The following is a 14,790-nucleotide window of genomic DNA, read 5'->3' as shown; positions in this document are numbered from 1 at the left end:
CAGAGCCTTCGGCCGTGTCGCGCTGCGGAATAAAACGATGCAGGTTTGCGTCCCCCGGATGGGAATAGACCCTTTGCGTGTTGGTACGACGGTTCCAGCACTTTCTGCCTGAACAGATTAGAGAAACGACCATGCATAACGTCGTCATCAGCGGCACCGGCCTGTACACACCGGCCAACAGCATCTCCAACGAAGAGCTGGTGCAGTCTTTCAATACTTACGTCGCCCAGTTCAACGCCGATAACGCCGAGGCCATTGCCAGCGGTGAAGTCCAGGCCCTGACCGAATCCAGCGCCGCGTTCATCGAAAAGGCCTCGGGCATCAAGAGCCGCTTTGTCATGGACAAGGACGGCATCCTCGATCCGCAACGCATGGCCCCGCGCCTGCCCGAGCGTTCCAACGACGAATGGTCGGTGCTCTGCCAGATGGCGGTTGGCGCGGCTGAACAAGCCCTGCAACGAGCCGGCAAAACCGCCGCCGACATCGACGGCGTGATCGTCGCCTGCTCCAACCTGCAACGCGCCTACCCGGCCATCGCTATCGAAGTCCAGGAAGCGCTGGGCATTGAAGGTTTCGGTTTCGACATGAACGTGGCGTGTTCTTCGGCCACCTTCGGCATCCAGGCCGCCGCCAACAGCGTGCAACTGGGCCAGGCGCGGGCGATCCTGATGGTCAACCCGGAGGTCTGCACCGGGCACCTGAACTTCCGTGATCGCGACAGCCACTTCATCTTCGGCGATGCCGCGACTGCGGTGATCATCGAGCGCGCGGATCTGGCGACCTCCCCGTACCAGTTCGACGTGGTCAGCACCAAACTGCTGACCAAGTTCTCCAACAACATCCGCAACAACTTCGGCTTCCTCAACCGAGCGGCGGAAGAAGGCATCGGTGCCCGCGACAAGCTGTTCGTGCAGGAAGGCCGCAAGGTGTTCAAGGATGTCTGCCCGATGGTCGCCGAGCTGATTGGCGAGCACCTGGAAGAGAATCAGCTCAACGTCGGCGACGTGAAGCGTTTCTGGCTGCACCAGGCCAATCTGAGCATGAACCACCTGATCGTGCGCAAGCTGCTCGGCCGTGAAGCCACTGAAGAAGAAGCGCCGGTGATTCTCGACAGCTACGCCAACACCAGTTCGGCCGGTTCGGTCATTGCCTTCCACAAATACCAGGATGATCTGGCCTCGGGTTCGCTGGCGGTGCTCAGTTCCTTCGGTGCTGGTTATTCGATCGGTAGCGTGTTGCTGCGCAAGCGCTGAAACAGGTTAATTTCCCCTTAATCGCGTCGATCTTTCCTACATTCGAAGCGGCTGAAACGCTGTAATTTTTCGGACGTCGCGGCAGGTGCACACCTGCCGCGTTCATTTTCGAAGTCCGGACAAGGGGATTGATGGATGGCGGCTGACGACACCCAACTGCTCACGCGCTTGCTGGCGGGGGAGCAAAAGGCTTTCAAGGAACTGGTCACCACCTATCAGAGCGCCATGCGCGCCGTGGCTTACGCGATTGTCGGCCAGCGTCATGTCGAGGAAGTGGTGCAGGATGCCTGGCTGTCGGTGGTGCGCCATCTGGCCAGCTTCGAAGGCCGTTCCAGCCTCAAGACCTGGTTGCTGACCATCACCGCCAATTCGGCCAAGAGTCGCTACAAGCTCAATCGCCGGGAAGTCCTGCTCGACGACCTGCCATCGCCCCACGGCACCATCGGTGACGATCGATTTTCCTCGAGCGACGGTCATTGGCTGGTCGCGCCATTTGCCTGGCATCAGGACACCCCAGAGGCGCTGCTCACCGAAAACGAACTGCGCGAATGCCTCGAACACACGTTGCTGAGTCTGTCCGAGTTGCAGAGCAGTGTCCTGCTGTTGCGCGAACGCCAGGGGCTGGAGCTGGAAGATATCTGTAATCTTCTGGAGATCTCGCTCTCCAATGTCCGCGTGCTGCTGCACCGGGCACGCTTGAAGGTCTTCGCGACCGTGGAACATTTTGAGGAGACAGGAGAATGTTGACCTGCAAGGAGCAAGTGGCACGATCCAGCGATTATCTCGATGGCCAACTGAGCTTTCGCGAGACGCTGATGGTGCGTCATCACCTGTTGTTCTGCCCCAACTGCCGGCGCTTCATGCGGCAGATGCGCGTGATGCAGGCAACCCTGAAGGCGCTGCCGGAAAAACCGGAAGAGGGAGTGGATGCTTTGGCTGAGCGTCTGGCGACGCAGAGGCGCGACGACAGTCCTTGAAAGAGTCAGCCCGGGGCAGCGTCAGCGAACGGATGATGGGGATCGCTGGCATTGCGCCGGGCTGCAGGACATCAGCTTCGAACGACAAGTCGCAAGGGGAGCGGTGACTTGCAGCTTGTCGCTCGAAGCTTGTAGCTGTTTTCTTAGAACTTCGCTTCAGCATCCAGCTGCAGGGTGTTGGCATCTGCATCGCGCTGGCTGCGGCTGGCGAAGTCGGCCTTGGTCAGGAAGTACGTGGCGCCGACGGCGAAGTTCTTGTCGATGTCGTAACCGACCTTGAACTTGTGCCCGCGCGAACCGGTGGTGCCGTTGGCGAAGTCGGAGTCGGTGAAGGCGCCGACCACGGCGTTGCGCTGCACGTCGCGATAGTTGTAGTCGAGGTTGAAGCCGAAGACTTTCGACTTGGCGCCGAGCAACCATGCGGTGTCTTGATCGGTTACGGCATCGTTGTTCTTCACGTACTGGCCGTAGAACGACAGCGGCATTGGCAGGCCGCCGATGTCGATCTGGCTGAACCCTTCATACAGACGGAATTCGTTGTTCGCCGAGTTGCCGTTGACCGCCAGGGCGCACGGCGTCGAGGTGCCGGTGCAGCGGCTGTCTTCGTCGTTCTGGTAGGCGTAGACGCTGCCGCCCAAGGTCATTTTCAGGTTGTCGGTGATGTTGAAGCGGCTGCCCAACTGGCCAGCGGTCAGGCGCAGGTCGTGGCGGAATTGCACGCCGTCGCCGTCAACGTTGTCCTTGAGGTTGTAGTTACCCAGGCTGCCGAACAGTTCGGCGCTGCCGCCCAGTGGGTATTTGTAGGTAACGGCCAGACCTTCCGGGTTGATGTCGCTGTCCCAGATCACGTCACCCATGCTTACCCATGGTTGCAGCATCTTGCCGCCGATCACGTGCAGGTTCTTGATCTGATCCGGGTGATAGTCGATGTAGCCGAGGTCGAGCCAGATCTGCTTCTTGTCGAAGTAGTTGTCCTGATCCTGGTTGGTCGAGCGCGCGTCGTCACCGCCGCCGGTGGCGATACGGATACCGGTGTCGACTTGCGGGTTGATCTCGGTATAGGCGCCCAGACGCGCACGGATGCGCTGGCGGTCCTTGTCGCGGCCGCCGTTGTTCGGCTCGCCGTCGATCTTGATGGTTTCCTGACGGATACGGACGTCGCCCTTGAACTGGGTCTTGGCCGCCCAGGCCAGTTTCTGATCGAACAGGCTCTGTTCGTTGGTCTTCTTCGCGACCGCCGCTACTTGTTCGTTGGTTTCCTGCTGCGCCTGTTGGGCGATTTGCTGAGCCTTCTGATCCTTGGCCAGTTCTGTTTGCAGCTCGATGTACTGCGCCTGGGAAATCGACCCGTTGGCCTTGAGCATGTCGAGCAGTTTGGCGTCGACTGCAGCACTGGCCGGAACGCTCATGGCCAGCAACAAGCCGCCGCACAGGGCCGCTGCAGTTTTCGTGGAAGCAAGACGCATAGCAATCTCCGAAGATGAAGGGGATGGCTGAACCATCCTGGGCACAACCGGCCTGAAGGCCGGAAAACTGTGTCCGGGTTAGAACCCGGCGCTCTAAAAACAGGCGCCAGTATCGCGATGGTTTATGACAGAGCGGTGGCACAGTGATGGCAGGTTGATGACGATGCGGATCAGGCGTGAACTATCGAGTTAGAGCGCTGTCGGCCGATTGAGCGTGTGCAACGGGGTCGCGATCAGCGATACTCGCCGGGCTTTGTCGCCAAGCTGTGGAGTGCCAGTGAATGCCGTTGCAACGCCTGCAAGACCTGTCAGAAATCGCCCCGGCAAGCTGGGATGCGCTGGTGCCGGACAACCAGCCGTTCCTGCGTCACGCCTTCCTCAGCGCGCTGGAAGACAGCGGCAGTGTCGGCCCGCATACAGGCTGGCAGCCGGAGCATTTGCTGCACATCGAAGATGATCGACTGATCGCCGCGCTGCCCTGTTATCGCAAGTGGCATTCCTACGGCGAGTACGTCTTCGATCACGGCTGGGCCGACGCCTGCGCGCGTGCCGGCATCGATTACTACCCCAAACTGTTGACCGCCGTGCCCTTCAGCCCGGTCAGCGGCCCGCGCTTGCTGGCGGCGAAAGTGGAGGACGGTTTCGAACTGCTGAAAAGCCTGCCCGACTATTTGCAGATCGAAGAGCTGTCCAGCGCGCACATCAATTTCACTGATCCGTTTACCGATGCGGCGATGGCCGAGCAACCGGGCTGGCTGCAGCGCATCGGCTGTCAATATCACTGGCAGAACCGTGAGTACCGCGACTTTCAGGACTTCCTCGACGCCCTCAGCTCTCGCAAGCGCAAGCAGATGCGCAAGGAACGCGAGCAGGTGGCGGGGCAGGGCTTTGAGTTCGAGTGGTTGGAGGGGCGTGAGCTGGGCGAGGCGCAGTGGGATTTCGTGTACGCCTGCTATGCCAACACCTACGCGGTGCGGCGTCAGGCGCCATATCTGACGCGCGAGTTCTTCAGTCTGCTGGCTGAACGCATGCCCGAAGCGATTCGCGTGGTCCTGGCCAAACAGGGCTCACGGCCGGTGGCGATGGCGTTCAGCCTGGTCGGTGGCGACAGTTTCTACGGGCGTTATTGGGGCTGCCTGGCCGAGTTTGATCGGCTGCATTTCGAGACGTGTTTCTACCAGGGCATGGATTACGCGATTGCCCAAGGCATCCAGCGTTTCGATGCCGGGGCACAGGGCGAGCATAAGTTGATTCGCGGCTTCGAACCGGTGATCACCCATTCCTGGCATTACCTGCGCCATCCGGGGCTGAAAGCGGCGGTGAAGGATTTCCTCCAGCAAGAGCGCGCCGGGGTTCTGGCCTATGCCGAAGAGGCCCGCACCGCGTTGCCTTATCGCCAAACCTGACCATGATCGTTCCCACGCTCTGCGTGGGAATGCAGGCCGTGACGCTCCGCGTCACTGGACGCTCCGCGTCCCTTGAGGCATTCCCACGCGGAGCGTGGGAACGATCATATCGCGCGATCAATCGATACCGACAAACCCTCCGGTCTGGTGCGCCCACAACCGCGCATACAGACCACGATGGGCGAGCAGTTCGGCGTGGGTGCCGCTCTCGGCGATCTTGCCGTTTTCCAGCACCACCAGACGGTCCATGCGCGCGATGGTCGAGAGGCGGTGAGCGATGGCGATCACGGTTTTGCCCTGCATCAAGGTCTCGAGGCTTTCCTGAATCGCCGCTTCGACTTCCGAATCCAGTGCCGAGGTCGCTTCGTCCATGATCAGGATCGGCGCGTCCTTGAGCAGCACCCGCGCAATCGCGATGCGCTGGCGCTGACCGCCCGACAGTTTCACCCCGCGCTCGCCGACATGCGCGTCGAAACCGCTGCGGCCTTCAGCGTCGGACAGCAGTGGAATGAACTCATCGGCGCGAGCCTTGTGCACCGCCTCCCACAGTTCGGCGTCGGTGGCGTCGGGTTTGCCGTAGAGCAAGTTGTCACGGATCGAACGGTGCAGCAGCGAGGTGTCCTGCGTGATCATGCCGATCCGCGCGCGCAGGCTTTCCTGGCCGACTTCGGCAATGTTCTGCCCATCGATCAGGATGCGCCCGCCCTCGACGTCGTACAGGCGCAGCAACAGGTTGACCAGGGTCGATTTGCCGGCGCCGGACGGGCCGATCAAGCCGATTTTCTCCCCTGGTTTTATCGTCAGATTGAGGTCGCCGATGATGCCTCTCTTCTTGCCGTAGTGAAAATCCACGTGCTCGAAACGCACTTCGCCCGAGGCCACGGCCAGCGGTTTGGCCTGCTCGCGGTCGGTGACGCTGACCGGTTGCGAGATGGTGCGCAGACCGTCCTGGACCATGCCGATGTTTTCGAAAATGCCGGTGACTACCCACATGATCCAGCCGGACATGTTGACGATACGAATCACCAGGCCGGTGGCCAGGGCAATCGCGCCGACGGTGATCAGCGACTGCGTCCACAGCCACAACGCCAGCGCCGTGGTGCCGACGATCAGCAGGCCGTTCATGGTAGTGATCGCCACGTCCATGCTGGTCACCACGCGACCGGCCATTTGCGCTTTGACGGTCTGTTCTTCGATGGCTTCCTTGGCGTAGTGCTGTTCGAAGTTGGTATGGGCGAACAGTTTCAGCGTGGCGATGTTGGTGTAGCCATCGACGATACGGCCCATCAGTTTCGAGCGCGCGTCGGAGGCTTCCACCGAGCGCTCCTTCACCCGTGGCACGAAGTAATACAGCGCGCCGATGTAAGCGACGATCCAGGTCAGCAAAGGGATCATCAGGCGCCAGTCGGCCTCGGCGAACAGCACCAGCGAACTGATCGCATAGATCACCACGTGCCACAGCGCGTCGACCGCTTGCACGGCAGAATCGCGCAGGGAGTTGCCGGTCTGCATGATGCGCTGGGCGATGCGCCCGGCGAAGTCGTTCTGGAAGAAATTCAGGCTCTGCTTGAGCACGTAACTGTGGTTCTGCCAGCGGATCATGCTGGTCATGCCGGGGCTCAGGGTCTGATGCACCAGCAGGTCGTGCAGGGCAAAGAAGATCGGTCGCAGCACCAGAGCGACCACCAGCATCCAGGTCAATTCGAGGGCGTGGTCGCTGAAGAAATTCGGGTTGGGCGTGCCTTGCGCCAGATCGATGATGCGGCTCAGGTAGCTGAACAACGCTACTTCGATCAATGAGGCAAACAGGCCGATAACAAGCAGGGCAGCGAAACTCGGCCAGACCTGCTTCAGGTAATAGACGTAGAAGGGCCAGACGCGGTCCGGCGGGGACGCCGTCGGGGCGTCGCGGAAGATATCGATCAGTTGTTCGAAACGGCGATAGAGCATCAGATAACCGCCCGGAATCCGGGCTCTCCTTTTATCAGTGCGAGCGGCGCAGGCTCAGCCCGGCGCCGCTCGATATGCCCGGCGAAACTCAGTCGATGCGCTTGGCCGACTTGATGATCACAGGGTCGACAGGCACGTTCTGCATGCCTTGTTTGGTGGTGGTCTGCGAGTTGACGATGATGTCCACGACGTCCATGCCCTTGACCACTTTGGCGAACACCGCGTAACCGGCGTCGCGACCCGGGTCGAGGAACGCGTTGTCGGCGACGTTGATGAAGAACTGGCTGGTCGCCGAATCAGGGTTGGAAGTACGCGCCATCGACAGGGTGCCACGAACGTTGTGCAGGCCATTGCTGGCCTCGTTCTTGATCGGCGCCTTGGTTTCTTTCTGTTGCATCTGCTGGGTGAAGCCGCCGCCCTGAGCCATGAAACCCGGGATCACGCGGTGGAAAATGGTGTTGTTGTAGAAGCCGCTGTCGACGTATTCAAGGAAGTTCTTCGTGCTGATCGGTGCCTTGACCGGGTCCAGTTCGATTTCGATCTGGCCGTTGGTGGTGTCCAGCAGCACGTGGGGCGCCTTGGCCGGGGTAGCAGCCATCAGGTTGGCGGCAAACAGTACGGAGCCGGCGGCGAGGGCGAGTTTTTTCAGCATGGGTCAGTGATCCTGAGAGTGAAGGTCGGCTGTGGCGAGAAAATCCAGCAGCGTGTGATTGAAGCGTTCGGGTTGATCGAGCGGGGTGGCATGGCGCGAGTCGTCAATGACCACCAGCCGCGCATCCGGCAGCAGTTTTACATAGGTTTCCTTTAACGCCACCGGTGTGTAGTCACGGTCGGCGCTGATGACGAGCGTTGGACAGGACACCCGGGAAAGTCGTTCCTGAACGCCCCAGCCCACGATCGCATCGAAGCTGGCGAGATAAGCACGTTTGTCGTTTTTTGCCCAGCGTTCGGCCATTTTCCGTCGCAGATCGGCCTGTTCCGGCTTGGGGAAAAGTTTGCTGCCGAGGGCTTTGCCGATGGTTTCCAGGCTGAGCAGGCGCATCAGGCTCCAGCGTTTGAACCACTGCCAATAATCATCGCGGCTGCGCAATTTGACCTGTGGCGCGCTATTGACGATGGTCAGGCTCTTGAGCGCTTGCGGCTGATCGACAGCCAGCTGAAAACCGATCATCCCGCCCATCGACAGCCCGACGTAGTGTACCGGACCGAGGCGCAGGTGTTCGATCAAGGCCAGCAGGTCGGCGCTGAACCCGGCGATGCTGTAGCGCTCGCGGGGTTTGTCCGAGCGCCCGTGGCCGCGTATGTCCGGGACGATCACCCGGTAGTGCGCGGCCAGCGCGGGGATCTGCATTTCCCAGTCCAGGGTGCTCGAGCCGAGCCCGTGAACCAGCAGCAACGGCGCACCGTGGCCATATTCCTCGTAGTGCAGGTTGCAACCTTCGTGCTCGAAATACGCCATCGGTGAACTCCGTGTCAGGCTTGTTCAGGTGCGGCAAACGGTGCGTCCAGCGGCAAGGTGTCGAAGGTGCGCAGCAGTTCGATGAGGATTTGCGTGGCTGGGCCCAAGGGTTTGTCCTTGTTCGAATACAGATAGAAACTCGAATTGCGGCTGCCGCCTCGGTCCAACGGTAGCAGCTTGAGCGAACCATCCTTGAGTTCGCGGTCGATCATGTGCCGCGGTAGCCAGGCAAAGCCCAGGCCGCTGCTGACGAAGGTCGCGGCGGTGGCGAGGCTGCCGACGGTCCAGCGCTGCTCGGCGCCGAGCCAGCCGACATCGCGCGGCTGCTGGCGGCCGGAGTCGCGGATCACCACTTGCATCTGGGTTTCCAGATCCTGAAAGCTCAGCTCGCGGTTGAGCCGATGCAGCGGGTGATCAGGGTGGGCAACGGCGACGAACTCGACATCGCTCAATTCCGCACCCAGGTAGCCCGGAATGCTCAGGCCGGTGATGGCCAGATCCGCCACGCCTTCGAGCAGCACTTCCTCGACGCCCGACAACACTTCCTCGCGCAGACGCACGCGGCAGCCGCGACTCTGCGGCATGAACGCGGTCAGGGCACGGACGATCCGCGCGCTCGGGTAGGCCGCATCGACCACCAGCCGCACTTCAGCTTCCCAGCCTTGCTCCATGTGATGGGCGAGGTCTTCCAATTGGCTGGCCTGTTTGACCAATTGCCGCGAACGGCGCAGCAATACGCCGCCGGCTTCGGTGAGCACAGCTTTGCGCCCGTCGATGCGCAGCAATGGCACGCCGAGCTGATCCTGCATGCGGGCGACGGTGTAGCTCACCGACGATTGCGAACGGTGCAGGGCCTCGGCGGCCTGGGCGAATCCGCCGTGGTCGACCACGGCCTGCAACGTTCGCCATTGATCAAGGGTCACGCGGGGCGCTTTCATCAATAGCTCCTCTTGTCCTAAGCTGGCCGTCCCTCATGGAGACTGCCGAATGAAAAAATTCTGTTGTGTGGTGCTGGCGCTGCTGCCGTTGACCGCGTTTGCCTATCCGATCGACGTGCAAAAGGATCTCAACGGCATGAAGATCGACTACGAGACTTACGACACGGACAACGACATCGGCTCGATCCGCGTGGCCAACTACGGTGATGTCGATGCGACCTGCCGTGCGGTGTTCAGCAACGGCCCGGAAGCACCACGCACGCGCAGCATCGATGTCCCGGCAGGCAAGCATAAAAACGCCACGGCCAAGTTCACCCGAGAGATCATCAAGCTGCGCATCAAACTGACCTGCACCCCGAAATAGCGCTATTTCCCTGTGGGAGCGAGCCTGCTCGCGAAGACGGAGTGTCATCCAGAGATGATGTGACTGACATTCCGCTTTCGCGAGCAGGCTCGCTCCCACAGGGGATATGGGTCTAGCTTATAAACGAATTTATCGATTGATTACAGCGGATATTTGCGCTTTTTCATCGATTCGACTCTGTTTAACCTTCACTCCATCGACTTACAACATATTCGGATGGAGGCTACACACCATGTCCCGCGTTCTGATCATCGAAAGCAGTGCCCGCCAGCAAGACTCGGTTTCCCGTCAACTGACCCAGACCTTCATCGCTCAGTGGAAAGCCGCGCACCCTGCCGATCAGATCACCGTGCGTGACCTCGCCGCGAACCCGGTGCCGCATCTGGACGCCAACTTGCTGGGTGGCTGGATGAAGCCCGCCGAACAGCGCAACGACAGCGAACAGGCGTCGCTGGACCGCTCCAACCAATTGACTGATGAGCTGCTTGCCGCCGACGTGCTGGTGCTGGCGGCACCGATGTACAACTTTGCGATCCCGAGCACGCTCAAGGCCTGGCTGGATCATGTGCTGCGCGCCGGGGTGACCTTCAAGTACACCGAAACCGGTCCGCAAGGTCTGCTCAACGGCAAGCGCGCCTTTGTCCTGACTGCTCGCGGTGGCGTGTATGCCGGTGGCCCGGCGGATCATCAGGAACCGTACCTGCGTCAGGTGATGGGTTTCATCGGGATCAACGACGTGACCTTTATCCATGCTGAGGGCATGAACCTGGGCGGTGACTTCCAGGAGAAGGGCCTGAATCAGGCCAACGCCAAACTGTCTCAGGTCGCCTGATCGGTTAATCGCCAGATAATCGCTGGATGGTCTAGTGACCTGGCGCTACCCCTTCAAGGTTCCACGCGCATCGAACCTCCCTTTGCACTTTTGCTCCTGAGTGCTGTAGCCCGATTGAACGCTTTAGCGAGATCGGGCTTTTTTTTGCCTGCGATATTTTCTGCTTCAAACAATCCCTCTGTAGGAGCTGCCGCAGGCTGCGATCTTTTGATTTTAAAAAAACAAGATCAAAAGATCGCAGCCTGCGGCAGCTCCTACATGGGGATTTGTGTTGGTTCCAGAAAGTAAAAACCGCTATCGTCGCCGCCATTCGATTTCGAGGCGAACATGGGCTATCTACTTTTTGTGACGCTGATCCAGGCGTTTTCCTTCAGTCTGATCGGCGAATACCTGGCCGGGCATGTCGATAGTTACTTCGCGGTGCTGGTGCGTGTGGTGCTGGCCGGACTGGTGTTTATTCCGCTGACACGCTGGCGTTCGGTGGAGCCGGCGTTCATGCGTGGCATGTTGCTGATCGGCGCGTTGCAGTTCGGTGTGACTTACGTCTGCCTTTACCTGAGCTTCCGTGTGCTGACGGTGCCGGAGGTGTTGCTGTTCACCATTCTCACGCCGCTGCACGTGACGTTGATCGAAGACGCGCTGAACCGCCGCTTTAATCCGTGGGCATTGGTTGCTGCGCTGGTGGCCGTGGGCGGTGCGGCGGTAATTCGCTTCGACAGCATCAGTCCCGACTTTTTCATGGGCTTCCTGCTGCTGCAACTGGCCAACTTCACTTATGCCGCCGGGCAAGTGTTGTACAAGCATCTGGTGGCCAAGCATCCGAGCGATCTGCCGCATTACCGCCGCTTCGGTTATTTCTACCTCGGTGCATTGGCGGTTGTGCTGCCAGCGTTCCTGTTATTCGGCAAGTCGAACTTCCTGCCGGAAGCGCCGCTGCAATGGGCGGTGTTGCTGTTTCTCGGACTGGTGTCGACGGCGCTGGGTCTGTACTGGTGGAACAAAGGTGCATGCATGGTCAACGGCGGCACACTGGCGGTGATGAACAACCTGCATGTGCCGGTGGGATTGTTGTTGAATCTGCTGATCTGGAATCAGCATGAGGAACTGGGGAGATTGTTCCTTGGCGGGGGTGTGATTCTGGCAGCGGTGTGGATCAGCCGGTTGGGCATCCGCAAATCCCCGGCCGCCGCATAACCCCTGTGGGAGCGAGCCTGCTCGCGAAGGCGCTGGGTCAGATAAGTATGGGTCGACTGACACATTGCATTCGCGAGCAGGCTCGCTCCCACATTTGATCTTTGGGTTACATCAGGTGTTTTTCCGGCTCCGGAATACTCGCCGAGCCCAGTACCGCCGGCAACAACCCCGCACGCAAATCCCCGCCACTCGGCTGTTGATACAGACTCAAGCCAAACTCCGGCAACACCGCCAGCAGGTAATCGAAAATATCCCCCTGAATCCGCTCATAATCGGCCCACACCGTGGTGCGGGTGAAGCAGTAGATTTCCAGCGGAATGCCCTGCGCGGTGGTCTGCATCTGCCGGACCATGCAGGTCATGTTCGGCTGAATCTCCGGGTGGCTCTTCAGATACGCCAGCGCATAGGCGCGGAAAGTGCCGATGTTGGTCATGCGGCGGCGGTTGGCTGACATGGCCGCGACATTGCCCTGCGCTTCGTTCCAGGCCTTGAGCTCGGCTTTCTTGCGGCCCATATAGTCGGTCAGCAGGTGCACCTGGGAGAGCTTTTCTTCCTCGTCGTCGCGGATGAAGCGCACGCCGCTGGCATCGATGAACAGGCTGCGCTTGATCCGCCGACCGCCGGACTGCTGCATGCCGCGCCAGTTCTTGAACGACTCGGACATCAGCCGCCAGGTCGGGATCGAGACGATGGTTTTGTCGAAATTCTGCACTTTGACGGTGTGCAACGTGATGTCGACCACGTCGCCATCGGCGCCGACTTGTGGCATTTCGATCCAGTCGCCGACGCGCAGCATGTCGTTGCTGGTCAGCTGCACGCTGGCGACGAACGACAGCAGCGTGTCCTTGTAGACCAACAGAATCACCGCCGACATCGCACCCAGACCCGACAGCAGCAACAGCGGCGAGCGGTCGATCAGGGTGGCGACGATGATGATCGCGCCGAACACGTACAAAACCATTTTCGCCAGTTGCACGTAGCCTTTGATCGAGCGTGTACGCGCATGCTCGGTGCGCGCGTAGATGTCGAGCAGGGCGTTGAGCAGGGCGCTGACCGCCAGCAGCAGGAACAGGATGGTGAACGCCAGCGCGACGTTGCCGAGAAAATTCATCGCGGTTTTGCTCAGCTCCGGCACCAGGTGCAGGCCGAACTGGATCACCAGCGACGGCGTCATTTGCGCCAGCCGTTGAAACACCTTGTTGTGCCGGAAGTCGTTGATCCAGTGCAGTGCCGGTTGGCGGCCGAGCATGCGGCTGGCATGCAGGATCAGGTAACGCGCCACCCGTCCGAGCACCAGCGCGATGACCAGCAGCACCAACAGCGCCAGTCCCGATTGCAGAAGTGGGTGCTCTTCGAGCGTGCCCCAGAGGCCTTGGGCTTTGAGCCAGAGCTGTTTGATATCCATAAGCGAAACGTTTCTTCTGTAAGACGCGAGGGCCGATTAGAGCATTTAAGACGCTGTGTATTGCTGCGAGTGACAAATCGGGCAACAAAAAAACCACTGATTGTCGGCGTTTGCACAAAGAAACTCGGCCTGAGCGCTCGAAACCGGTAACCTATGCAGCTGTTTTTTTGCATATCTTCGAGGTAGCACCCGTGTTTTCCCAATTCGCCCTGCACGAACGCCTGCTCAAAGCTGTGGCCGAGCTGAAATTTGTCGAGCCAACGCCTGTGCAAGCCGCGGCCATTCCGCTGGCGCTCCAGGGGCGTGATCTGCGGGTGACGGCGCAAACCGGTAGCGGCAAAACCGCCGCTTTCGTCCTGCCGATCCTCAATCGCCTGATCGGCCCGGCGAAGATCCGCGTCAGCATCAAGACGCTGATCCTGCTGCCGACCCGTGAACTGGCCCAGCAGACCTTGAAGGAAGTCGAACGCTTCTCGCAGTTCACCTTCATCAAGTCCGGCCTGATCACTGGCGGCGAAGACTTCAAAGTCCAGGCCGCGATGTTGCGCAAAGTGCCGGACATCCTCATTGGCACCCCGGGGCGAATGATCGAGCAACTCAATGCCGGCAACCTCGACCTGAAAGAAGTCGAAGTGCTGGTGCTCGACGAAGCCGACCGCATGCTCGACATGGGTTTCGCCGAAGACGTGCAGCGTCTGGTCGACGAGTGCCCGAACCGTCAGCAGACCATGCTGTTCTCCGCGACCACCGGCGGTTCCGGCCTGCGCGAGATGATCGCCAAGGTCCTGAACAACCCGGAGCACCTGCAGCTCAACGCGGTCAGCCAGCTCAACTCGACGACTCGCCAGCAAATCATCACCGCCGACCACAATCAGCACAAAGAGCAGATTGTGAACTGGCTGCTGGCCAACGAGACCTACCAGAAGGCCATCGTCTTCACCAACACCCGCGCCATGGCCGACCGCATCTACGGCCGCCTCGTGGCTCAGGAATACAAAGCGTTCGTGCTGCACGGCGAGAAAGACCAGAAGGATCGCAAACTGGCGATCGATCGTCTGAAGCAGGGCGGTGTGAAGATCCTCGTCGCTACCGACGTTGCAGCCCGTGGTCTGGACGTCGACGGTCTGGATCTGGTGATCAACTTCGACATGCCACGCAGCGGCGACGAATACGTACACCGCATCGGTCGTACCGGCCGCGCCGGCAACGATGGTCTGGCGATCTCGCTGATCTGCCACGGCGACTGGAACCTGATGTCGAGCATCGAGCGCTACCTGAAGCAGAGCTTCGAGCGCCGCACCATCAAGGAAGTCAAAGGCACCTACGGCGGCCCTAAAAAGGTCAAGGCTTCGGGTAAAGCGGTTGGTGTGAAGAAGAAAAAGACTGACGCCAAGGGCGACAAAAAGAAAACCGCCGCCAAGACGCCGACCAAGCGCAAGAGCGTCAACCGTCCAAAGCCGGATTCTCTGGTGAGCAGCGACGGCATGGCCCCGCTCAAGCGTCGCAAGCCAGCTGAACCTGCGGCTGAGTAAGCTTTAGACCGCGC

The 14,790-nt window shown here is 60.2% G+C and carries 14 protein-coding genes; 8 read left to right on the top strand and 6 right to left on the bottom strand.

Features of this window, described 5'->3' with window-relative positions:
• Positions 1 to 131 precede the first annotated feature (131 nt).
• The 3 genes from D8U61_RS08210 (at position 132) to D8U61_RS08200 (ending at position 2,230) form a co-directional block, all read left to right on the top strand.
• Positions 132 to 1,253 (top strand): beta-ketoacyl-ACP synthase III, encoded by a 1,122-nt coding sequence (locus D8U61_RS08210; RefSeq protein ID WP_016771207.1) that lies wholly within the window; start codon positions 132 to 134, stop codon positions 1,251 to 1,253.
• Between the two features lie 135 nt (positions 1,254 to 1,388).
• On the top strand, positions 1,389 to 2,000 hold the full coding sequence (locus D8U61_RS08205) for a sigma-70 family RNA polymerase sigma factor (RefSeq protein ID WP_125925316.1): 612 nt from the start codon (positions 1,389 to 1,391) through the stop codon (positions 1,998 to 2,000).
• On the top strand, positions 1,994 to 2,230 hold the full coding sequence (locus D8U61_RS08200) for a zf-HC2 domain-containing protein (RefSeq protein WP_024012036.1): 237 nt from the start codon (positions 1,994 to 1,996) through the stop codon (positions 2,228 to 2,230). Before D8U61_RS08205 ends, D8U61_RS08200 begins: the two co-directional genes overlap by 7 nt.
• A 143-nt stretch (positions 2,231 to 2,373) precedes the next feature.
• Here D8U61_RS08200 and D8U61_RS08195 read toward each other — a convergent pair whose 3' ends face one another.
• Positions 2,374 to 3,696: a putative porin gene (locus tag D8U61_RS08195; protein WP_076566478.1), complete on the bottom strand. Its 1,323-nt coding sequence runs from the start codon at positions 3,694 to 3,696 to the stop codon at positions 2,374 to 2,376.
• 281 nt (positions 3,697 to 3,977) lie between these two features.
• On the opposite strand from D8U61_RS08195, the gene D8U61_RS08190 reads away from it, so the two are divergent.
• Positions 3,978 to 5,102, top strand: coding sequence for a GNAT family N-acetyltransferase (locus D8U61_RS08190; protein ID WP_130926732.1), 1,125 nt, complete (start codon positions 3,978 to 3,980; stop codon positions 5,100 to 5,102).
• A gap of 117 nt (positions 5,103 to 5,219) precedes the next feature.
• Here D8U61_RS08190 and D8U61_RS08185 read toward each other — a convergent pair whose 3' ends face one another.
• The 4 genes from D8U61_RS08185 to D8U61_RS08170 form a co-directional block, all read right to left on the bottom strand.
• A complete protein-coding gene (locus tag D8U61_RS08185) occupies positions 5,220 to 7,052 on the bottom strand; it encodes an ABC transporter ATP-binding protein (protein WP_071174707.1) in 1,833 nt (610 codons plus the stop codon).
• A gap of 88 nt (positions 7,053 to 7,140) precedes the next feature.
• Positions 7,141 to 7,704, bottom strand: coding sequence for a peptidylprolyl isomerase (locus tag D8U61_RS08180; RefSeq protein ID WP_016771201.1), 564 nt, complete (start codon positions 7,702 to 7,704; stop codon positions 7,141 to 7,143).
• A 3-nt stretch (positions 7,705 to 7,707) separates the two neighbouring features.
• Positions 7,708 to 8,511 (bottom strand): alpha/beta hydrolase, encoded by an 804-nt coding sequence (locus D8U61_RS08175; RefSeq protein ID WP_125917798.1) that lies wholly within the window; start codon positions 8,509 to 8,511, stop codon positions 7,708 to 7,710.
• 14 nt (positions 8,512 to 8,525) lie between these two features.
• Complete coding sequence (locus tag D8U61_RS08170) at positions 8,526 to 9,449, bottom strand: LysR family transcriptional regulator (RefSeq protein ID WP_016771199.1); 924 nt, start codon at positions 9,447 to 9,449, stop codon at positions 8,526 to 8,528.
• Between the two features lie 49 nt (positions 9,450 to 9,498).
• On the opposite strand from D8U61_RS08170, the gene D8U61_RS08165 reads away from it, so the two are divergent.
• The 3 genes from D8U61_RS08165 (at position 9,499) to D8U61_RS08155 (ending at position 11,839) form a co-directional block, all read left to right on the top strand.
• On the top strand, positions 9,499 to 9,813 hold the full coding sequence (locus D8U61_RS08165) for a hypothetical protein (protein WP_016771198.1): 315 nt from the start codon (positions 9,499 to 9,501) through the stop codon (positions 9,811 to 9,813).
• 232 nt (positions 9,814 to 10,045) lie between these two features.
• On the top strand, positions 10,046 to 10,645 hold the full coding sequence (locus D8U61_RS08160; RefSeq protein WP_125917799.1) for an FMN-dependent NADH-azoreductase: 600 nt from the start codon (positions 10,046 to 10,048) through the stop codon (positions 10,643 to 10,645).
• A gap of 327 nt (positions 10,646 to 10,972) precedes the next feature.
• Entirely contained in the window at positions 10,973 to 11,839 is an 867-nt protein-coding gene (locus D8U61_RS08155; protein ID WP_016771196.1) for a carboxylate/amino acid/amine transporter, read from the top strand.
• A gap of 106 nt (positions 11,840 to 11,945) precedes the next feature.
• On the opposite strand, the gene D8U61_RS08150 is transcribed toward D8U61_RS08155, so the two are convergent.
• Positions 11,946 to 13,244, bottom strand: a complete 1,299-nt coding sequence (locus tag D8U61_RS08150) for a mechanosensitive ion channel family protein (protein WP_056783642.1) — start codon at positions 13,242 to 13,244, stop codon at positions 11,946 to 11,948.
• 191 nt (positions 13,245 to 13,435) lie between these two features.
• Between D8U61_RS08150 and D8U61_RS08145 the strand changes: the two genes are divergently transcribed.
• Positions 13,436 to 14,776, top strand: a complete 1,341-nt coding sequence (locus D8U61_RS08145) for a DEAD/DEAH box helicase (RefSeq protein WP_024012040.1) — start codon at positions 13,436 to 13,438, stop codon at positions 14,774 to 14,776.
• The last annotated feature ends 14 nt before the right edge of the window (positions 14,777 to 14,790 follow it).

It is taken from the genome of Pseudomonas sp. Sample_14 (assembly GCF_004307515.1).
Classification (GTDB): Bacteria; Pseudomonadota; Gammaproteobacteria; order Pseudomonadales; family Pseudomonadaceae; genus Aquipseudomonas; species Aquipseudomonas atacamensis.
This window is presented reverse-complemented; position numbering and strand designations above follow the sequence as displayed.